At 64.3% G+C, this 20,920-nt stretch carries 18 protein-coding genes; 8 read left to right on the top strand and 10 right to left on the bottom strand.

What is annotated here, in order from left to right; all coding sequences use genetic code 11:
* Positions 1 to 241 precede the first annotated feature (241 nt).
* The 3 genes from ABD05_RS36190 to ABD05_RS15670 all read right to left on the bottom strand — a co-directional run bounded on the left by ABD05_RS36190 (position 242) and on the right by ABD05_RS15670 (position 2,662).
* A complete protein-coding gene (locus ABD05_RS36190; RefSeq protein ID WP_082146110.1) occupies positions 242 to 481 on the bottom strand; it encodes a hypothetical protein in 240 nt (79 codons plus the stop codon).
* A gap of 539 nt (positions 482 to 1,020) precedes the next feature.
* Positions 1,021 to 2,103, bottom strand: coding sequence for a pilus assembly protein TadG-related protein (locus tag ABD05_RS36195; RefSeq protein WP_238594083.1), 1,083 nt, complete (start codon positions 2,101 to 2,103; stop codon positions 1,021 to 1,023).
* A gap of 136 nt (positions 2,104 to 2,239) precedes the next feature.
* Positions 2,240 to 2,662, bottom strand: coding sequence for a TadE/TadG family type IV pilus assembly protein (locus tag ABD05_RS15670; RefSeq protein WP_047901251.1), 423 nt, complete (start codon positions 2,660 to 2,662; stop codon positions 2,240 to 2,242).
* An 860-nt stretch (positions 2,663 to 3,522) separates the two neighbouring features.
* On the opposite strand from ABD05_RS15670, the gene ABD05_RS15680 reads away from it, so the two are divergent.
* Together ABD05_RS15680 and ABD05_RS37585 are read left to right on the top strand one after the other, a co-directional pair.
* The gene (locus ABD05_RS15680; RefSeq protein ID WP_208457035.1) at positions 3,523 to 3,984 is read left to right on the top strand and encodes a nuclear transport factor 2 family protein; all 462 of its coding nucleotides are present in this window, start codon (positions 3,523 to 3,525) and stop codon (positions 3,982 to 3,984) included.
* Between the two features lie 354 nt (positions 3,985 to 4,338).
* Positions 4,339 to 4,569, top strand: coding sequence for a hypothetical protein (locus ABD05_RS37585; protein ID WP_141684933.1), 231 nt, complete (start codon positions 4,339 to 4,341; stop codon positions 4,567 to 4,569).
* Here the strand turns inward: ABD05_RS37585 and ABD05_RS15685 are convergent.
* Positions 4,551 to 5,234 carry a glutathione S-transferase gene (locus ABD05_RS15685; RefSeq protein ID WP_047900909.1) on the bottom strand — a complete coding sequence of 228 codons (684 nt, stop codon included), beginning with the start codon at positions 5,232 to 5,234 and terminating at the stop codon, positions 4,551 to 4,553. The two genes, ABD05_RS37585 and ABD05_RS15685, sit on opposite strands and share 19 nt — an antisense overlap.
* A gap of 146 nt (positions 5,235 to 5,380) precedes the next feature.
* Between ABD05_RS15685 and ABD05_RS15690 the strand changes: the two genes are divergently transcribed.
* The 3 genes from ABD05_RS15690 (at position 5,381) to ABD05_RS15695 (ending at position 8,966) form a co-directional block, all read left to right on the top strand.
* The gene (locus ABD05_RS15690) at positions 5,381 to 5,956 is read left to right on the top strand and encodes a TetR/AcrR family transcriptional regulator (RefSeq protein WP_047900910.1); all 576 of its coding nucleotides are present in this window, start codon (positions 5,381 to 5,383) and stop codon (positions 5,954 to 5,956) included.
* The gene (locus tag ABD05_RS37590; RefSeq protein WP_148669089.1) at positions 5,919 to 6,518 is read left to right on the top strand and encodes a hypothetical protein; all 600 of its coding nucleotides are present in this window, start codon (positions 5,919 to 5,921) and stop codon (positions 6,516 to 6,518) included. The genes ABD05_RS15690 and ABD05_RS37590 overlap by 38 nt, the downstream gene beginning before the upstream one ends.
* Positions 6,519 to 6,821: 303 nt before the next feature.
* Positions 6,822 to 8,966, top strand: a complete 2,145-nt coding sequence (locus ABD05_RS15695) for a hypothetical protein (RefSeq protein ID WP_047900911.1) — start codon at positions 6,822 to 6,824, stop codon at positions 8,964 to 8,966.
* 71 nt (positions 8,967 to 9,037) lie between these two features.
* Here ABD05_RS15695 and ABD05_RS15700 read toward each other — a convergent pair whose 3' ends face one another.
* A complete protein-coding gene (locus tag ABD05_RS15700; RefSeq protein WP_175804798.1) occupies positions 9,038 to 10,051 on the bottom strand; it encodes a zinc-dependent alcohol dehydrogenase family protein in 1,014 nt (337 codons plus the stop codon).
* 92 nt (positions 10,052 to 10,143) lie between these two features.
* Between ABD05_RS15700 and ABD05_RS15705 the strand changes: the two genes are divergently transcribed.
* Positions 10,144 to 11,061 (top strand): LysR family transcriptional regulator, encoded by a 918-nt coding sequence (locus ABD05_RS15705; protein ID WP_047900913.1) that lies wholly within the window; start codon positions 10,144 to 10,146, stop codon positions 11,059 to 11,061.
* Between the two features lie 49 nt (positions 11,062 to 11,110).
* On the opposite strand, the gene ABD05_RS15710 is transcribed toward ABD05_RS15705, so the two are convergent.
* The 5 genes from ABD05_RS15710 to ABD05_RS15730 form a co-directional block, all read right to left on the bottom strand.
* A complete protein-coding gene (locus ABD05_RS15710) occupies positions 11,111 to 12,511 on the bottom strand; it encodes a sensor domain-containing diguanylate cyclase (RefSeq protein WP_047900914.1) in 1,401 nt (466 codons plus the stop codon).
* A gap of 260 nt (positions 12,512 to 12,771) precedes the next feature.
* Positions 12,772 to 13,950: an acetyl-CoA C-acyltransferase gene (locus ABD05_RS15715; RefSeq protein WP_047900915.1), complete on the bottom strand. Its 1,179-nt coding sequence runs from the start codon at positions 13,948 to 13,950 to the stop codon at positions 12,772 to 12,774.
* Positions 13,951 to 14,000: 50 nt separating this feature from the next.
* Positions 14,001 to 14,633 (bottom strand): bifunctional nicotinamidase/pyrazinamidase, encoded by a 633-nt coding sequence (gene pncA / locus ABD05_RS15720; RefSeq protein ID WP_047900916.1) that lies wholly within the window; start codon positions 14,631 to 14,633, stop codon positions 14,001 to 14,003.
* 44 nt (positions 14,634 to 14,677) lie between these two features.
* Positions 14,678 to 16,762 (bottom strand): 3-hydroxyacyl-CoA dehydrogenase NAD-binding domain-containing protein, encoded by a 2,085-nt coding sequence (locus ABD05_RS15725; RefSeq protein WP_047900917.1) that lies wholly within the window; start codon positions 16,760 to 16,762, stop codon positions 14,678 to 14,680.
* A gap of 190 nt (positions 16,763 to 16,952) precedes the next feature.
* Positions 16,953 to 18,596, bottom strand: coding sequence for a 3-(methylthio)propionyl-CoA ligase (locus tag ABD05_RS15730; protein ID WP_047900918.1), 1,644 nt, complete (start codon positions 18,594 to 18,596; stop codon positions 16,953 to 16,955).
* Positions 18,597 to 18,789: 193 nt separating this feature from the next.
* Between ABD05_RS15730 and ABD05_RS15735 the strand changes: the two genes are divergently transcribed.
* On the top strand, positions 18,790 to 20,358 hold the full coding sequence (locus ABD05_RS15735) for a protein adenylyltransferase SelO (RefSeq protein WP_047900919.1): 1,569 nt from the start codon (positions 18,790 to 18,792) through the stop codon (positions 20,356 to 20,358).
* Positions 20,359 to 20,404: 46 nt separating this feature from the next.
* Complete coding sequence (msrB, locus tag ABD05_RS15740) at positions 20,405 to 20,836, top strand: peptide-methionine (R)-S-oxide reductase MsrB (protein WP_047900920.1); 432 nt, start codon at positions 20,405 to 20,407, stop codon at positions 20,834 to 20,836.
* The last annotated feature ends 84 nt before the right edge of the window (positions 20,837 to 20,920 follow it).

Here is a 20,920-nt window from a genome sequence, read left to right on the forward strand (position 1 = left end):
GTCTAGTCCTCGAAAGACGCGCACAATCCGTGCGTCGATTGTCCGCTATCTTATGACCTGATCGAAACCCAGTCTTGCGAGCAGACGGCTAGGCCGAGCGAAGCTGGTGCCGCCGATCTAGAGCAACTGGTGCCAAGGCACGCTCCATGGTTACCCTTCACAACCGCCGGTCAACTCGACCACCAAAGCAACTTTCCCGGGCACATGGGCACACTTAGTGGCCAGGCCCGACACCGCAATATCAAGGAACCCAATATTGCAGCTTCGAGACCACGACAAGCAGTTCATCAGCACGATCTCGGAGCTTCAGGTGGTTGTAGCGTTCGGCCATAACGCGAATCGACTGAAGTCTCACGCGCCAATATACTGGATCGCCGATGACCGTCCCGAGCGGAAACTCGTCACGTTTCTCAGAAAGGGTTTGAAGGGCGCATGTCACATGCGCCAGTTCGTGTTCAATCGTTACGTAGCGATCATCCATGCTTACCCCTGTTCGTTCTTTTGATGATTTCCCGGTGCAGTTCAAAGGTTGACCGGGACATTCAATAACGTGGGTCAAAATTCGATGAAAACTACAGATTCAAGTCGATTACTATTCTAGGTGAACGTCAGCAGATTTATTTATAGACAAAAAGAGAGCCGTGCCCGGCACCCTCCCCCGGGACACGGCTCAACACGGGAATCCATTGATCCCGCGGGCCAACTGTGCAACCTTACGAGACGATAAGTTCACAATTCCGCGCGCTCGAAACGTAGTACATCATTGACGTACCATGCGCTCTCAACGTCGGCACCCGAAGCACAGCATCGGAACGCTCGGGACGCTTATCGGACTTTTCAAGGCTTCCTCTACGTATGGCAAGATCGGCCGCCAACAGTCCCAAATCGACAATCAGCACGATCACCAACGCCGTCACGAGTGCGGCCTTTCTGAAGCGTCGAGCCTTTTTCGAAGAGGCACAGTGAGGCAGACGCTCGGAGTCTCGCGGGCCCATCGACATGTCTTGGGTCTCCTTCAGTTCATTCGACCAGCCGTGCAGGCGTAAGCGCTCCATAGTAAGGCCCGACACCGCCCGCTCCTGATGTCTGGCATTTGTCCGGATTGTTGCTCATCTCCATTTGAATGTATTTCCCGCTTCCGCCGACTGCTTGGTCAATGTGCACACACGCAAATGCAAGGATCCGCTCGTAGGACTTTGTCGTGAGATCCTGAACAATCGGGACCATTACATATTCGCAAGCTTTATTGCCGGCCGCGCTACAGTCGTTGACGGACGTATACAGCGTCGTCTTCGTGCCGGGCTGGATATAGGTGCATGTTGCGTCTGGTGTCGAGCAAACACCACTTGGCGATCCAATTGATGCTGGATCCGGATTACCGTTGGATATCAAGTTGCGCACGGTCGGCACATCGTTGGCGGTTGTATCGAAAGTCGTCCATTGACCCGCCTCGCAGGGGCCAGCATGGTAGGACGAGGTCACATAAAAGGTGTACGGTTGTCCGACCGTTTGGTTTGGCTGCCCCGAGCCAGGTGGCGTCGTGGATGTTGCAACTTTGGGTTTTCCGTTCGTCGAATCCCAGTACTGGTCATACATGCATTTCGTCAGTGCAACCGGGAATAATGCACCGGAGCCAACGTTTCCGGGGTCCGAAATGACCGCGACAGCCACGGCGTTCTCGGGTACAGACTGGAAACCCCAAAGCCTCGCCAGAAAAGAAGGAACGCCGCCGCCATTCTTCGCTCCAGAGCGACTGACAACCACCTGCACTGCAGGCTTGCCGACGGCCGGCGAAGGCGGCATCGAGGTTTGAAGGCCCTTGACGTTACCAGTAACGTCCCAGTAACCGTACGAGACGTCGGACGTATATCCCGTCAGCGTTTTGTTCGACGACTTGTTTAACGAGACACCCTGCACGGTCTGCGCTTGGGCCGTTGCCCAATCCGGAGCCGTGGCTTTTGGATTACCGCATTGCGCCCGCGGGTAGAGACATGGCGCACCAGCCAGCGCAGCAGCATCGGCTGCGTTCTGAAGTTCATTCCGGACAACAAAGAGGTAACCGACATCGATTGCGAGGGCAGCAAAACCGAGCAGTATCGACATCAAGAAAGCGACGGTTATCGCTACCGCACCTCTCTGGTTTCGACGGCTCTTCAAAGCGCAGCGGGCGTACATCGTCTTTCGGGACGAGCAAGGTACCTGTACACGATGTGAGTGAGTGCGATCCATGACCGGCTCCTCATTCGTTGTTCATGACAGTGGTAGCCGTCAAAGTCAGCAGCTTGCTTATCGGACCGATCCAGGAACCCAAAGCCAGTCCAGTAAATTTGTACGTGACCGTAACAGTGAGCGGTGTGCCAAAACTGCCACCTTGACCCGACGGAACGGAGACAGTCGGCGCTGACGTGCTGCCCAAGCTGATCAGATGGCTTTGGCAGTAGTTGAGGGCGACGTTCTGAATATCGGTTGTGGTCGCTTTGGGGGTTTTAAGAACAACCCCTGCTCGCGCACCTTCACGGCTCGCGTTTGTGATAACGGCTTGATCGAACATTACAAGTCCGAACTCGATAATGCCGAACAGAATCAACAGCAGCAAAGGGAGAACCAATGCAAATTCAACTGCTGCAACACCCCGTTGCTTCTTCCAGTATTGTCGATTCATGATTTTTCTTCCCCGCGTAGAAAAATTGGCACACTGCTCAACGCCCTCAAAATTCTTCTCCAGACAGATCAAATGACCACCAATCCGCGCAGCATTTGATGCGGTCCGTCCTTTCCGATTGGTGCGACCGCATATGCACCGACGCTGCTCATGATTCCGTCGACATCGAACGCGCAAAGGGAAGTGCTCCCTAACCCTGCGCGACACAACTTGCTTCTTCCCACATGCACGCCCCCGTACACGATCAGCGAATAAGCAAAATGCGCACCATCGGTCGCCCTCGCTTGTGGCATGAGGGTGGCCAATTACATCGTGGCGAATTAAAATGGGGCAAGATGGGTAATGTTTCAGACTTGAATCGTGGAGCGTCGATTCCGTGCCGTCCATGCGATGCGCCTACAAGCTCATGCACACGGAAGACGGAAAAATTGGAGCAGATGATCCAATTCTGAAACGTCGAAGAACCCTGGGTATATGTGGCTCCTGTCGGTCGCCGAACGCTGCGACCCATGGAGAAAATGGTCTGCGCAGGCACGCATGTGATCCCGCGCCCAGCCAGAGCCATATAAAGCATAGCGTCCAGGCTGTTGCACACCATTGTCAAAGGCAGTGACGAGCCTGATGCTGTGAATATCGAATGCAGCAGCGGCCATTGATACAGCTTCCCCGTAGGAGTCCGAACTTCCTCGAAGATTCGTCCGCACCGTTCCAGGAACACCTCACCTTCGGACGTAAGACGGACGCTCCTTACGATGGAATCGAAACGCGGCTTGGCCCCTGGGGGATACCGGTCGCGCTTTTCCAAGCCCTGGGGCACTGAGTGACGGTATCGAACGTCAGGGTCACCATCATTTCGCCAATTGACCGCGCGGAGCCAGCGCGCCGGTTCTATCAGGAGAGGATTCATTAACACTACTGAACATCTCGACGCTTACCTCGAAGCCATGGGCAGGCGCGACGTCGAAGGGATCAAGGCCCACCTGGCAGATAACGTCATCCTCCGTAGCCCGATCGCTCCCGCTCCCTTCGAAGGGAAGGGGCGCGTCGCAGATGTCCTCACCCACCTTTTTGGCACTGTGGACGCCTTCGAACCGAGGTTCCTCATTCGCGAAGGTGCCGACTTTGTCGCTGTCTCCACTATCAGACTCGGCGACAAAGTCATCGATGGCGTGGACCACCTGCATCTAAACGATGAGGGCCTTGGCGACAGCGTGACCGTGGCGTGGCGCCCGCTTCCTGCGGTGGTGGCAATGCAGCAGAAACTTGCCCCGAAATTGGGTGGTAAGGCGATGATGCTGGTTCCCGTGGATCAATCTCCCTGAATCACTCGCCATTGCGATCACCAGAGCGTCGGTTGTGGCGCATCCCCGGATCGGATCGCGGCGCATGCTCATGGGCGGTATCCGAACGTTCAGTGCCCGTTTCGTAGCGTTCATTCGATCCGACGGAACGACCGCCACGGGCCCCCATGTCAACTCATGCAATTCGCATGCGATGACGCCAGGCTCGCTGGCGGGCGAACGGTTGAATCCGCAACTCTGAACGGCCGTTGACCTTCACGGCGGCTGAACGACGGCTTCTTGTAGTTCAGCGGACAAGCGGGAGCCAAAAACCTGCAGGGGAGACGGGCTATCTCTCCCCGCGCCGGGAACGCTCCAGTACGTTCGCGATTGCCCGTGAAAGACAATGTGCAGATCGTACGCTGCAGCAGCGTTGACCGGATCAACTTCCGGATCAACACAGTCTTCGGCTTGGTGAAGAGCTGGCGTCGTCTGGCCATCCTGCATCGATTGCGTAGACCAGTCGTCGAAGTCGAGCAGACCGGTCGCCTTGGCTTTGCAACCAAAGATTGGTCGATCATAGATGACGGTCGGCCACGGCTGCGATTTCAGGCGAACGCCGGCTGATTCTTGACGCTCGGGCGTTCCCGCATTCTCGTGTACCAAGCAAGAAGGGCTTCGCACTCTGCAGGCACGGGCAGCTTCACGATCGACGCAAAGACCAGGCCGCCAATGAGAGTGATGTCGGCCATCGAGAAGGCATCCCCGGCGACAAACAGCTGCTTTTTCAGAACGCCATCAAAGTAGCGCATGCCCCTCAGGGCTTTGTCGCGCTGACGAAACCCCCATTCGGCGTTCTGATAGAGCTCGACGTCGGGCCCAAGCCCTGGCGTGGCATGGTGGAAATAGACACTGATGGCATCGAGCACCTCCAGCTCGGCGCGCTTGCTCATCATGTGGATCACGCCCTTTTCGAGCGGTGTCCTGCCGGTCAGCGTCGGTGCGCCATCGAGCGTATCGAGGTATTCGGTAATGGCGGTGCATTCGGCGATGCAGGTTCCGTCGTTGAGTTCGAGGACCGGCAGCGTGCCCGAGTAGTTTTTCTCGGCGATGAACTCGGGCCTTTTGTGCTCTCCCTCGTAAAGATCGACCATCACGAACTCGACGCGCGATTGCAGATTTTTCTCGGCCAGGGCGATACGGACGCGTGTCGGATAAGGCCCTTCGGGAAAATCGTAAATCGTCATGATCGGGATCGTGGTGACGTCAAAATCAATGGTGCCGGAAGTCATGCTTGCCTCGCTGTGCGCACTGTTACATGGGATCGGACAAAATGGGGAGGTATTGTCCACATTGACTACCTAACGTTCGTTAGGTTTACGGTAGAGGCTATACTCCCCTATGTCAACAGTCATCCCCGTTTGCGGAGGCGGTAGTAGTGAAGAACGATTCAGGCTTGAACTCCAGGGAGCGAATCCTGGTGGCTGCCACCAAGATTGCGCAGGCGCACGGCTACAGCGGCTTGAATTATCGTGATCTCGCCGAGGATGTCGGCATCAAGGCTGCGAGCATCTACCATCACTTCGCAAGCAAGGCCGATCTCGGCGCAGCGGTGACGAGGCGTTATTGGGAGAACTCGGCAGCTACCCTGGATGCGCTTTTGGCCGAATCCGCGGATCCGATCGACTGCCTGCGCCACTATCCCGATACGTTTCGCAAGGCGCTCGAGAGTGGCAATCGCATGTGCCTCTGCAGCTTCATGGCCGCGGAATCTGATGACCTGCCGGAAACGGTGACGAAAGAGGTCCAGACCTTTGCCGATGTGAATGTTGCGTGGCTGAGCCGGGTGCTATCCGCCGCGGCCGTGGTCAGCTCCGAGGATAGCGAACCGCGCGCTCGCGCCATCTTCGCGGCCGTCGCCGGCGCTCAGCTCATTGCCAGGAGTCGCTCGGATATTTCTCTCTATGACGGGCTGATTGAAAGCTATCGCGTTGCTGGTCTTCTGCCCGCATAGCAGTAGCGAGAAACTCGGGCTATGCCGACTCATGTATCGGCGAAGTACGGACGGCCGCTTTTTCACAGGTGACGGACCGACGAACGTTGGATCAGGCGTCACCTTCAATGTCGCTTCATGGCCGACCGCAGACATCTGCCGTCGAGCAAGTCTCGCGAACACCGTCACCTGTTCGTTGGAATCCGTGCCGCGCCCGCCCTGGCACTCCACGATGCGCAATTTTTCGCCCGGAGCCACGCTCGGAAAAAGCGCGTATCGAATCGGCTATCGCCCGACCTTTCCGGCGACGATACGCACTTTTTCACCGCGTCGGCACTCGACGGCGCGATCCGCGCAAACGGCGGCCGGCACACACGCGACGATTCAATTCCTGTCAGGCATCAATCGCCGGATTGAAACGTCATTGCCAATTATTTCGCCACCGGATATCGCAATTCCATTATCCAACCTCATTAAATCGCATATTTTACCGACTCGTCGGGCAATAATTGCGACCACCATTTCAATCGAATATCAGAAAATCTCGAAAACATTATTGACTCCAACTTTCCCGCAAATTTAGAATCCCCTACGACGGCTTACGTTTTATTTTCTACCGCCGCACACGAATCGCCATTCGCCCGTGCGAAGGCCATCCCGGAGACTTTCCCCGCGCCGCACCGGGGAGACGCCCTCTGCCAGTTGAGTTTTCGGCACTGATCAGCCTCTCGCTTATTTGCCACGCAATTCGCTTATTGCAGAAGCACCGCATCCCGACTGATTTCGGGCATTCCCCGAATGTCCATAGCACATAACGAAACGGACAGAAGATCCGTTCATTCGACCATTCCGATAATAATCGCCAGTCACCAGGAGGGACATCAACATGCATCGTCTTGCGAAGTCGCTGTGTCTCGGGTTCGTCTGCGCCGGCCTGCTCGCCGCATGCCACGACGACGACGACATCCGGTCGAGCCGCACGCCGTCGAACCACGCCGCGCTGTCGTTCCGCATGGACACCGGCGGCCAGATCAATGCGTTCTACCGGCAGGACAAGGTCGCCGCGCACCTGCTGGCGCGCTCGTCGACGAAACCGCGCCTGCTCGTGGTCTTCCCTGCCGGCAACAGCGGCACCGGGCTGTGGTTCGACGACACCGCGCAGCCGGTGAACTGGAGCCTCGACACGCCGCCGTCCGCGCTGTCGGCTCCCGACACGCACGGCCGCCCGCTGTACGGTATCGGCGCCGACGTGTCGGTGGACACCGACACGCTGACGATCCGCCAGGGCGTACTCAGCAACGTGCGCTTCCTGCGCGACTTCAACGGCGGCGCGACGATTCCGCAGCAGATCGTCACGGCGCCGACGATCCAGGGCAGCGCCGCGCAATGGCAGCGCGACCGGATCGACGGCGCGCCCGGTTACGCGCTGCGGATCACGCTGCGCGACGGCGGCAGCATCGCGCCGGCAGCGGGCGGCAAGCTCGTGCTGCGCGCACCGGCGGGCTCGCACACGCTGAAGTTGCATGTCGATGCGTTGTCGGGCGAGACGCCGCTGTCGCCGATCACGCGCGCCGATCTTCTCGCGCCGTCCGTGAACCCCGATCCGGTCAGCCAGAACGTGCTCGAATTCCTGAGCTTCCACGACAAGCTGCTGGCCGGCTCGTGGCAGTACGACACGTACTTCGGCCGCGATACGCTGATCTCGGTGCGCATGCTGATGCCCGTGCTCGAACCCGCGGCGATCGAGGCCGGGTTGTCGTCGGTGCTGAGCCGCCTGTCGGTGGACGGCAAGGTCGCGCACGAGGAAGGCATCGGCGAATTCGCGCTGGTCGACAACCAGAAGAACGGGCGGCCGAACGATCCGACGCCGACCTACGACTACAAGATGATCGACAGCGACTACCTGCTCGCGCCGATCGCGGCCGCATGGCTGATCGACGATACGCGCGGCCAGGCCCGCGCGGCCGCCTATCTGGCGCAGCGCGGCAGCGACGGGCAGACCAACGGCAGCCGCCTGGTCGTCAACCTGCTGCACGTCGCGGCGACCGCGCAGCCGTTCGCGCAGCAGCCGTCGGTCGCGAACCTGATCCACCTGCGGCCCGGCGAGATCGTCGGCAACTGGCGCGACAGCACCGACGGGCTCGGCGGCGGCGTCTACCCGTACGACGTCAACGCGGTGCTCGTGCCGGCAGCGTTGCGCGCGGCGAACGCGTTCCTCACGCGCGGCCTGCTCGATCCGTACCTGGATGCCGGGCAGCGCGCGGCGCTCGCCGACACGGCGAACGAAGCCGCCAGGTGGGAAACTCAGGCGCCGCCGCTGTTCCAGGTCAGCGTACCGGCCGCGCAGGCGGCCACCGACGTGTCGGCCTATGCGCCGTCCGCCGGCGTGCCGGCCGGTGCCGCGCCGAGTGCGCCGCTGTCGTTCTACGCGCTGTCGCTCGATCAGCAGGGCAACCCGATTCCGGTGATGAATTCCGACGGCGGCTTCGCGCTGCTGTTCGGCACGCCGCCGGACGACGCGCTCCAGCGAATCGTCACCGACGTCACGCGGCCGTTCCCGACCGGGCTCGTGACCGATGCCGGGATGCTGATCGCGAACCCGGCGTATGCGAACCCGTCGCTGTGGCCGAAGTTCACGAGCTCCGCGTATCACGGCACGGTCATCTGGTCGTGGCAGCAGGCGATGTGGGTGGCCGGGCTCGATCGCCAGCTCGCGCGCCAGGATCTGTCGGCGACAACCCGGGCGTTGCTCACGCAGGCGCGGCAGACGATCTGGCAGGTGATCTCGAACGGACGCGACATGCGCACGTCGGAGATGTGGACGTGGTCCTACGTGAACGGCCAGTACCGGACCGATGCATTCGGCACGCGCAGCGCGGATGCGACCGAAGCCAACGCGGCGCAGCTCTGGAGTACGACGTATCTCGCGATCCGCGATCCGCAGCAGCGCGCGGGCAAGTACTGGTGGCAGGCGTCGCAGCGGATGCAGGACGCGCAGCCGACCGGCACGGCGGCCGTCGCGTCGCGATAGCGCATCGCACGCGGAACACGCAAAAGCCCCGGGGCCGTCTCATCCCGGGGCTTCGGTGCGTGCGACGCCGCTCAACGCATCCGCACGACCACCTTGCCGAACGCGCCGCGTTCGAGATGGTCGAGCGCGGCCGGCAGCGCATCGAACGCATACTCGCGCTCGACCACCGGCTTCAGCTTCAGCCAGTCCACCGCGCGCACGAGATCCTCGAGTGCGCGCCGGTGCGCGACGCCGATCCCCTGCACGGTCGCACGCCCCGTCAGCAGCGGATACACGGACGTCGTCAGCGCATCGCCGCCCAGATTGCCGATCACCGACACGCGGCCGCCCTGCATGAGCGACGACAGCGAACGCCCGAAATTGTCCGCGCCCGCGAGTTCCAGCACGTGATCGGCGCCGCGTCCGCCGGTCAGCGCGCGCACTTCGGCGGCCCAGTCCGGCGTCCGCGTGCGGTTGATCCCGTCGTGCGCGCCGAGCCGCTTCGCGCGCTCGAGCTTCTCGTCGCTGCCCGACACGACGATCACGCGCGCGCCCTGTGCGCTGGCGATCTGCACGGCGAACAATGCAACGCCGCCCGTGCCGATCACGACCACCGTATCGCCCGGCCGCGTCGTCGACGCATCGGCCAGCGCATACCACGCGGTCAACCCTGCGCAGGTGAGCGTGCTGGCCTGCGCGGCGTCGAGCGTGCGCGGCGCGGCCACCAGCGAATCGGCGCCGAGCACCACGTACTCCGACAGCATCCCCGGCCCCGGCACGCCGAGCGGCACGCTGCCGCGCGGCTGGAGGCCGTCCTGCCAGCCGGTGAAGAACGTGCTGATCACTGCGTCGCCGGGCGCGAAATCCGTCACGTCGGCCCCCGTCGCGACGACCTCGCCGCGCATGTCCGAACCGGGCACCAGCGGGAACGGCACGGTCATCCCCATCCCGTCCCGCAGCACCAGCAGGTCGCGATAGTTCAGCGCGACCGCGTCCACGCGCACCAGCACATCGCGCGGGCCCGGCGCCGGAACGGGCACGGTCGCGAGTTGCAGGTGTTGGCGGCCGAATGCCGGCGATTGCCAGCGATACATGAGTGACGACATGGCGACTCCGATAACGAAAACAGTGGAATCGGCAGGATAATGATTCCCGCAGTCACCATGTGGCGCGAATTAATCGACCTATAGTAGACAAAATGGAACCAATCTCGCACGACAGGCTGGCCGGCATCAGCGCGTTCGTCGCTGCCGTCGACGCCGGCAGCTTCGCGCAGGCGGCCGCCCGGCTCGGACAGACCCGCTCGGCAGTCGGAAAGGCGATCGGCCGGCTCGAAGCGCGGCTCGGGACGCGGTTGTTCGTGCGGACCACGCGCAGCCTAGCTCTGACCGACGACGGCCACGCGTTCTACGAACGGTGCGCGCAGGCGCTGGAGGAGCTCAATGCCGCGCAGCACGTGCTCGAAGCGGGCCGCAACGAGGCGACAGGGCGGATTCGCGTGAGCGCGCCCGTCGTGTTCGGCCGCCATCACGTAACGCCGCTGCTGCTCGATCTGGCGGCGCAGCATCCGCAACTGCAGGTCGAAGGGCATTTCACCGATCGCGTCGTCGACTTTGCGGACGAAGGCGTCGATCTCGCCATTCGCAGCGGTGCACTGCCCGACAGCGATACGCTGATCGCGCGGCCGCTCGGCATGCAATCGATGGCGGTCTGTGCGTCGCCCGCGTACCTGCGCACGCGGGGCACGCCGCGCAGTACGGACGAACTTGCCGCCCATCGTTGCATCGTCTACCTGCACGGCGGCCGCGCGAATCCGTGGACGCTGGCCGGGCCGGACGGTCGTGTCGTGCAACCCGCGCTGCATTACCGGCTCGGCTTCGACGACATCGACAGCCTGGTCGCGGCCGCCATGCGCGGCGCGGGGCTCGTTCACCTGCCCGAATGGCTCGTGCGCGACGCGTTGCGCACGGGGGCGCTGGTGCGCGTGCTGGAACACGTGCCGTCGGCCGGCACGCCGATGCATGTGGTGTGGCCCGCGACGCGGTTCCTGCCGTACAAGCTGAGGGTGGCAATCGATGCGATGCTTGCGGCGATTCCGCCGTTGCTCGCACCGTAGGCAGCCGACTTCGACGGGCCGTGCGCGACCCGTCCCGATACCGCACGCGTCACCGCGACACGACCCGGTTCCGCCCTTCCCGCTTCGCCTGGTACAGCCGCTCGTCGACCACCCGCAGCAACGCATCGACCGTGCTGCCGTCGACCCCGTATTGCGCGACGCCGACGCTGACCGTCACCTGCACGCGCTTGAAGTCCAGCCCGAACGGCGAACTCGCGATCGACGAGCGCACGCGCTCGGCCGTCATCCGGGCGCCCTCGAGCGGCATCTCCGGCAGCAGCGCCATGAACTCTTCGCCGCCGACCCGCGCGAGCCCGCCCGCCGGGCGGATCGCCTCGAGGCACTGGCGCACGACACCGCGCAGCACCTCGTCGCCGATCTGGTGCCCGTACGCATCGTTGATGTTCTTGAAATTGTCGAGATCGAGCGCGAGCAGGCAAAACGGCGTGCCGTCGCGCTCGGCCCGGACCATCTCGCGCTCGACCTGCGCGATGAACTGCCGGCGGTTCGATGCGCCCGTCATCGGATCCGTCGCGGCCATGTACTCGAGCTTCTGGTTCGTGCGCCGCAGTTCCTGCAGCGCGCTCTCGGTGCGCGCCATCGATTCCGACAGCCGGCTCATCAGGTCTTCCTGGCGGTAGATCGCCGAGAACGAGCGCGTCGTCTGCAGCGCCTGCACGACGCCATAGCTGAGCAGGAAGAAGCCGCCCGCGAAAATCGCATGTGCAAGCCACCACATGTGATTCCACGGCTTGCCGAGGATGAACGCGAGCGACGACAGCGCGAACGCCATGATCGACACGCCGTAGATCACCATCAACGGCGAGCGGATCCGCCGCGCGAGCAGCACGCCGACGTTCAACAGCGAGAACACGAGCGCGCCGCCCTCCATCGACAGCCGCGTGCCCAGCGCGCCCGCAACCGGCGAATACGCGATGTACGCCACGGCCACATTGACGATCAAGAAGAATACGATCCACGGCAGCCACGTCCGCACGCTCGTGCGCTTCTCGATGCGATCGGGCGGAAGCGAATAAGACATCAGGCCCGTGAGCAGCAGGATCGACATCACGAGCCGCGACGCGGGCCCGTACAGCAGGAACAGCCAGATATTGTGGTGCGCCATCCCGGTGAACGCACCGTGCAGCGAATAGATCATCGCGAAGCCGAGAAAGCCGAGCGTCAGCCAGCGCAGCAGCGGCTCGCCGGACGACCGGTAGCACACCCACGTCACATAGGTGACGAACGCGCCCTCGAGGGTCGCTGCCGCAATCGCGATTTCATGGAACGCGTGGCTCTCGAACACGACGTGCGGGTCGCTGAAGAACCACAGATAGGCGATCAGATAGGCAGGCAGCAACGCGAAACCGATCAGCAGGCATTTCGCGTAGAGCCTCGCGGCCGCGCTGACGACGCGCGGCGGTTCCCCGGCTGCATAGGTCGTACTCATTCGGTCCCCGGTCGGTCTGCTGCGTTGGTTCGAACCTTCGCGGCACGGATCGTGCGAAGCATGATCCTGCCCATCGTGCCGAAAGGCAAATGTCAGAGCAAGTATAGGTGGGGCAATTCGTTTGACAAGTAAGGGGAAACGGCATTGCCGAAAGCATGCTTTTGCTTCTCGACTGTTCGGAATGGCAGTCCTGCCACGCCGATTCGCGTCGCGGCCGCGAGCCTCGCCGAAGCGAAACCGCGGCCGCCACCGGCCAAAAATCAGATGATTTCGAACAGGCCGGCCGCGCCCTGGCCGCCGCCGATGCACATCGTGACGACCACGTACTTCACGCCGCGGCGCTTGCCTTCGATCAGCGCATGGCCCGTCAGGCGCGCGCCCGACACGCCGTAAGGATGGCCGACCGCGATCGCGCCGCCGTTCACGTTCAGGCGGTCCTCAGGAATCCCGAGCGTGTCGCGGCAGTACAGCACCTGCACCGCGAACGCTTCGTTCAGTTCCCACAAGCCGATGTCGTCGACCTTCAGCCCTGCCTGCTTCAGCAGCTTGGGCACCGCGAACACGGGGCCGATGCCCATCTCGTCCGGCTCGCAACCGGCCACCGCGAAGCCGCGGAACACGCCCAGCGGCTGCAGCCCTTCGCGCTGCGCGGCGTCGGCGCTCATCACGACGCACGCCGACGCGCCGTCCGAGAACTGGCTCGCGTTGCCGGCGGTGATCACGCCGCCCGGCACGGCCGAACGGATCTTCGACACGCCTTCGAGCGTCGTGTCGGGACGGATGCCTTCGTCGGCCGATACGGTCACTTCCTTCGTGAACAGGCGGCCCGTCGCCTTGTCGGCGATACCCGCGAGCACGGTGATCGGCACGATCTCGTCGCGAAAGCGCCCGGCTTCCTGGGCGGCCGCGGCCCGCAGTTGCGACTGCACGCCGTACTCGTCCTGCCGCTCCTTCGAGATCCCGTAGCGCTTCGCGACGTTCTCGGCCGTCTGCAGCATGTTCCAGTAGATCTCGGGCTTGTGCTCGACGAGCCAGCTCTCCTGGACCATGTGCCGGTTCATCTCGTTCTGCACGCACGAGATCGATTCGACACCGCCCGCGACATACACGTCGCCTTCGCCCGCGATGATCCGCTGCGCAGCCAGTGCAATGGTCTGGAGCCCCGACGAGCAGAAACGGTTCACCGTCATCCCGGGCACGGTCACCGGCAGCCCCGCGCGCAGCGCGATCTGCCGCGCGATGTTCGCACCGGTCGCGCCTTCGGGGTTCGCGCAGCCCATGATCACGTCCTCGACACGCGCGGGGTCGAGCTTCGCGCGTTCGAGCGCGGCCGCGACCACGTGGCCGCCGAGCGTCGCGCCGTGCGTCATGTTGAATGCGCCGCGCCAGGATTTCGCGAGCGGCGTGCGTGCGGTCGATACGATTACGGCTTCGGTCATGCGAGTCTCCTTCGGTCCTGCTTCATGTCCTGAATCGGATGGGGAATGCGCTACGCCGTCGGGCGCGCGCCCGCGGACGTCACATGTGCGACGCCCGCTGCCTGCATCTGCTGCCATGCGTGCGCGAGCGACCCGTTCAGGTCGATCGCGCGGCACGCATCGTTGATCACCGCGGCTTCGAAACCGGCCGCGCGCGCATCGAGCGCCGACCACGCGACGCAATAGTCGGTCGCGAGCCCGCAGCACCACACGCGCTTCGCGCCGAGTTCGCGCAAATAGCCCGCGAGCCCCGTGCGCGTCGTGCGATCGGCTTCGACGAACGCGGAATAGCTGTCGACCTGCGCGTCGCCGCCCTTGCGGATCACGAGCCGCGCCTGCGGGATGTCGAGGTCGCGATGCAGCGCCGCGCCGTCGGTGTCCTGCACGCAGTGCACGGGCCACAGCACCTGCTCGCCGTACGGCAGTGCGAGCGTCGAGAACGGCTCGCGGCCCGGATGGTTCGCCGCGAACGACACGTGCTCGCGCGGGTGCCAGTCCTGCGTCAGCACGACCTGGTCGAAGCGCTGCGCGAGCGCGTTGATCACCGGCACGACCGCGTCGCCGTCCGGCACCGCGAGCGCGCCGCCCGGCATGAAGTCGTATTGCACGTCGATCACGAGCAGTACGTCGTCGGTGCGTTTCATCGCGTTTCTCCTGGTGGAATCGGTCGCACCGTCGTGCGACATCGTCAGCCGTTGAACCCGCGGCCGGCCTTCGCGAGCTCCGCGATCGACGGCGCGAGCTGCCATGCGTCGCCGTTCGGCGCGGCCGCGTAGCGGCGAATCGCGCGCTCGACGTTGTAGAGGCCGACCATGTCCGCGTACAGCATCGGGCCGCCACGCCACAGCGGGAAGCCATAGCCGGTCAGGTAGACCATGTCGATGTCGGACGCCTTCGACGCGATCTTCTCTTCGAGGATCTTCGCGCCTTCGTTGACGAGCGCGAACACGAGCCGCTCGACGATCTCGTCGTCGCCGATCTTGCGCCGCTCGACGCCGCGCTCCTTCGAATACGCGACGACCATCTCGTCGACCAGCGACGACGGCTTCGCCTTGCGCTCGCCCGGCACGTAGTCGTACCAGCCGGCGCCCGTCTTCTGGCCGAAGCGGCCCTGCTCGCACAGGCGGTCGGCGATCTTCGAATACTGCAGATCGGGCTTCTCGACGTAGCGGCGCTTGCGAATCGCCCAGCCGATATCGTTTCCGGCGAGGTCGCTCATCCGGAACGGCCCCATCGCAAAACCGAACTTCTCGATCGCGCGATCGACCTGCGCGGGCAGCGCGCCTTCCTCGAGCATGAAGAGCGCCTGGCGGATGTACTGCTCGATCATCCGGTTGCCGATGAAGCCGTCGCACACGCCCGACACGACCGCCGTCTTGCGGATCTTCTTCGCCACCGCCATCACGGTCGCGAGCACGTCCTTCGAGGTCTGCGCGCCGCGCACGACCTCGAGCAGCTTCATCACGTTCGCCGGGCTGAAGAAGTGCATGCCGACGACGTCCTGCGGACGCTTCGTGAACGCCGCGATCTTGTCGACGTCGAGCGTCGACGTGTTCGACGCGAGGATCGCACCCGGTTTCGCGACTTCGTCGAGCTTCCTGAACACCAGCTCCTTCACGCCGAGTTCCTCGAACACGGCCTCGACGATCAGGTCCGCATCCTTCAGGTCGTCGTAGGACAGCGTCGGCGTGATCAATGCCATGCGCGCGTCGAGCTTTTCCTGTGTGAGCTTGCCCTTCTTCACCTGCGCGTCGTAGTTCTTGCGGATCGTCGCGACGCCGCGCTCGAGCGCGTCCTGTTTCGTCTCGAGCAGCGTGACGGGCAGGCCTGCGTTGACGAAGTTCATCGCGATCCCGCCGCCCATCGTGCCCGCGCCGATCACGCCGACGCGGCGAATCTCGCGCAGCGGCGTATCGGCCGGCACGTCGGGAATCTTGCTCGCCGCACGCTCGCCGAAGAATGCATGGCGCAGCGCGCGGCTTTCCGGCGTCATCATCAGCGCGACGAAACCCTCGCGCTCGGCGATGCTGCCCTTGTCGAAACCGTTCAGCACGCCGGCTTCGATCGCGTCGATGCACTTGTGCGGCGCGGGGAAGTTCGGCGCGGCGGCCCGCGCGGAATTGCGTGCGAACTGGATGAAGCCTGCAGCGTTCTCGTGGACGATCTTGCGATCGCGCACGCGCGGATGCGGCCCCTTCTGCGCACCGACCTTGCGCGCGAACGCGACGGCCGCATCGAGCAGGTCGCCGTCGGCCATCTCGTCGAACAGCCCGCTCTTCGCAAGCTGCTCGGACGGCACGGGCGCGCCCGACACGATCATGTTCAGCGCGGTTTCGAGCCCGACCGCGCGCGGCAGGCGCTGCGTGCCGCCCGCGCCCGGCAGCAGGCCGAGCTTCACTTCGGGCAGCGCGACCTGCGCGCCGGGTGCCGCAACGCGGTAGTGCGCGCCGAGCGCGAGCTCGAGGCCGCCGCCCATCACGACGCTGTGCAGCGCCGCGACGACGGGCTTCGCGCTCGCTTCCACCGCTCGGATCACGGTGTGCAGCGTCGGCTCCTGCAGCGCCTTCGGCGTATTGAATTCGGTGATGTCGGCACCGCCCGAGAACGCGCGGCCCGCGCCGGTCAGCACGATGGCCGTGACCGACGGGTCCTGCGCGGCGCGATCGAGCGCGTCCATGACGCCCTGGCGGGTCGACAGGCCGAGCCCGTTGACGGGCGGATTGTTGAGCGTAAGGACGGCCACGCCGTCGCGAGTCGAGTAATCCACTGCCATCTGCCTGCCTCCATGCATCGCGCGCCGGGGTGGCGACGCTTCATTGTGCGCGGTCGAACGGCCGCATGTCCGGATCGAACGGAGGCAGCATACAACGGAAAAGCACGGTCGTTCAATTTGAATTTTTATCCCGACCCGGGGACGGATCGGGCGACCGGATCCCGGGCCGTCGCCGGCCCGGGCCTCAGCCTTACGGCTCGCACACCGCCGTCGGCAGCACGTAATCGCGGAACGTCTCGCGCAGCTTCAGCTTCTGCAGCTTGCCGGTCGCCGTGTGCGGCAGCGATTCGACGAACACGACGTCGTCGGGGATCCACCATTTCGCGACCTTCCCTTCGTAGAACGCGAGCAGCGTGTCGCGGCTCAGGTTCGCGCCTTCGCGCGGCACCACGACGAGCAGCGGGCGCTCGGTCCATTTCGGGTGCGCGCATGCGATGCATGCGGCTTCGGCCACACCCGGGTGCGCAATCGCGACGTTCTCGATGTCGATCGAGCTGATCCACTCGCCGCCCGACTTGATCACGTCCTTGCTGCGGTCGGTGATCTGCAGGAAGCCGTCGGGGTCAATCGTCGCGACGTCGCCGGTCGGGAACCAGCCGTCCGACAGCGGCGACGCGTCGCCGCGAAAGTAGTGATCGATCACCCACGGCCCGCGCACCTGCAGTTCGCCGAACGCGACGCCGTCCCATGGCAGCTCGGCGCCGTCCTCGCCGACGATGCGCATGTCGACGCCGCAGATCACGCGCCCCTGCTTCTCGAGCAGCCGGCGCTGCGCGTCGAGCGGCCGCTGCGACTGCGCCCAGTTGAGCTTCGCGAGCGTGCCGAGCGGCGACAGTTCGGTCATCCCCCACGCATGAATCACGCGCACGCCGTATTCGTCCTCGAACGTGCGCAGCATCGCGGGCGGGCACGCGGAGCCGCCGATCACCGTGCGGTTCAGCGTCGAGAAGCGCACGCCGGCTTCGCGCATGTAGTTCAGCAGGCCGAGCCACACGGTCGGCACGCCCGCGGAGAACGTCACGCGCTCGGCCTCCATCAGCTCGTACAGCGATTTCCCGTCGAGATCCTTGCCGGGCAGCACCAGCTTGCCGCCGGTGAGCGGCACCGCGTACGGCAGCCCCCACGCGTTGACGTGGAACATCGGCACGACGGGCAGCACCGCATCCATCGCGGACAGGTTCATCGCGTCGGGCAGCGCGGCGCCGTACGCGTGCAGCACCGTCGAGCGGTGCGAATACAGCACGCCCTTCGGATTGCCGGTCGTGCCCGACGTGTAGCAGAGCCCCGACGCCTGCTGCTCGTCGAGGCGCGGCCAGTCGTAACGGCCGTCCTCCGCTTCGACGAGCGTTTCGTAGCAGAGCAACGGCGTCGCGCAGGACGGCAGGTGCGCGGCGTCCGTCATCGCGACCCAGCCCTTCACGTGCGGGCATTGCGGCGCGATCGCGTCGATCAGCGGCGCGAAATTGATGTCGAAGAAGACGTAGCGGTCTTCCGCGTGATTGACGATGTACGCGATCTGCTCGGGGAACAGGCGCGGGTTGATCGTGTGGCATACGGCGCCCATCCCGCCGATCCCGTAATACGCCTCGAGATGCCGGTAGCCGTTCCACGCCAGCGTGCCGACGCGGTCGCCGGTTTCGACGCCGAGCCGCGCGAGCGCCTGCGCAAGCTGCTTCGCGCGGCGTTCGCAAGCGCGGTACGTGTAGCGATGCACATCGCCCTCGATGCGCTTCGACACGATCTCGGTATCGCCCGCGTGACGCGCGGCATGCGCAATCAGCGAGGACACCAGCAACGGCACGTCCATCATCTGGCCCAGCAACGGCTTACCCATCGTCTTGTTCTCCCGGAAGGACGCGAATCGGTGACCAGCCCGGCGGCTGTTTCCATCAGGAACACACATGCGTTGTCGTGAGACCGGCGTGCGCCCGTCAGCGGCCCGGACGGGCGTGGCGCACGGTGCGCGGGCCGCCATGCGGGCGGCGCTGCGCCGCCTTACAATATCGGCTTACCCAGAGGCGCTCAACATGTCGTTTTCCCGAAGCGCAGCCGATCCGGCTGACACCCTTCCCGACCTCGCCGCCACGCTCGGCGCGCCCGCCGAAGGCGCGTTCGTCCAGCTCGGCGACGCGTTTCATACGCGGCTGCCGGCCGCGCCGCTTGCCGCGCCGTACGTCGTCGGCTTTTCCGACGAAGTCGCGCAACTGCTCGAACTGCCGGCGTCGATCGCCGCGCAGCCCGGCTTCGCCGAACTGTTCGCCGGCAACCCGACGCGCGACTGGCCCGCAACCGCGATGCCGTACGCATCGGTGTATTCCGGCCACCAGTTCGGCGTGTGGGCCGGCCAGCTCGGCGACGGCCGCGCGCTGACGATCGGCGAGCGAGCCGGCACGGACGGCCGGCGCTACGAACTGCAACTGAAAGGCAGCGGTCGTACGCCGTACTCGCGAATGGGCGACGGCCGCGCGGTGCTGCGCTCGTCGATCCGCGAATTCCTGTGCTCGGAAGCAATGCATCACCTCGGCATCCCGACCACGCGCGCGCTGACGGTGATCGGTTCCGACCAGCCGGTGGTCCGCGAGGAGATCGAGACGTCGGCCGTCGTCACGCGCGTGTCGGAAAGCTTCGTGCGCTTCGGCCACTTCGAGCACTTCTTCTCGAACGATCGCCCCGACCTGCTCCGCCAGCTCGCCGATCACGTGATCGACCGCTTCTATCCGGATTGCCGCGACGCGGACGATCCGTACCTCGCGCTGCTCGAAACCGCGACGCTGCGCACGGCCGACCTCGTCGCGCAATGGCAGGCCGTCGGCTTCTGCCACGGCGTGATGAACACGGACAACATGTCGATCCTCGGCGTGACGATCGACTACGGCCCGTTCGGCTTCGTCGACGCGTTCGACGCGAACCACATCTGCAACCACTCCGATAACAGCGGCCGCTACGCGTACCGGATGCAGCCGCGCATCGCGCACTGGAACTGCTACTGCCTCGCGCAGGCGCTGCTGCCGCTGATCGGGCTGCAGCACGGCATCGCCGATGACGATGCGCGCGCCGAGCGCGCGGTGGACGACGCGCAGGCCGTGCTCGCGAAATTTCCGGAACGCTTCGGCCCCGCGCTCGAACGCGCGATGCGCGCGAAGCTCGGCCTCGAGCTCGAACGCGAGAACGATGCCGAACTCGCCAACCAGCTGCTCGAGACGATGCATGCGAGCCACGCGGATTTCACGCTGACGTTCCGCCGGCTTGCGCAACTGTCGAAGCACGACGCGAGCCGCGACGCGCCCGTGCGCGACCTGTTCATCGATCGCGACGCGTTCGATGCATGGGCGAACCTCTACCGTGCGCGGCTGTCCGAGGAAACGCGCGACGACGCGGCACGTGCGGCCGCGATGAACCGCGTGAACCCGAAATACGTGCTTCGCAACCATCTGGCCGAAGTCGCGATCCGGCGCGCGAAGGAAAAGGATTTTTCGGAAGTCGAGCGGCTCGCGCAGATCCTGCGCCGGCCGTTCGACGAACAACCGGAGCATGAAGCATACGCGGCGTTGCCGCCGGACTGGGCCGGGTCGCTCGAAGTGAGCTGCTCGTCCTGAAGTACCCAACCCGCGCGTATCGACCGACCGATCAGGAGAACCCCACATGTCCCACGATTCCGACGACAAAACCTTCCCGTACCAGAAGGACGACGCCGAGCTGCGCCGCCGGCTCACGCCGATGCAGTACGAAGTCACGCAGCATGCGGCGACCGAGCGCGCATTCACCGGCGAATACACCGACACCGAAGATGCCGGCATCTACAAGTGCGTCGTCTGCAGCACGCCGCTGTTCGAATCCGGTTCCAAGTTCCACTCGGGCTGCGGCTGGCCCAGCTACTTCAAGCCGCTCGAAGGCGAGGTGATCGACGAGAAGGTCGACTACTCGCACGGCATGGTGCGCGTCGAAGTTCGCTGCAACCATTGCGGCGCGCATCTCGGCCACGTCTTCGAGGATGGCCCGCGCGACAAGACCGGTTTGCGGTACTGCATCAATTCGGCTGCGTTAAACTTCGAGTCCCGACCCGAAAACGAATGAGCGGCGCCGGGCGGATCGGCGGGGCAACCCTCGCCGGGCGGCTACCCTCGGGCGGGCCGCCCCCGATCCGCGACGGCGGTGCCT

The organism is Burkholderia pyrrocinia (assembly GCF_001028665.1).
GTDB lineage: Bacteria > Pseudomonadota > Gammaproteobacteria > Burkholderiales > Burkholderiaceae > Burkholderia > Burkholderia pyrrocinia.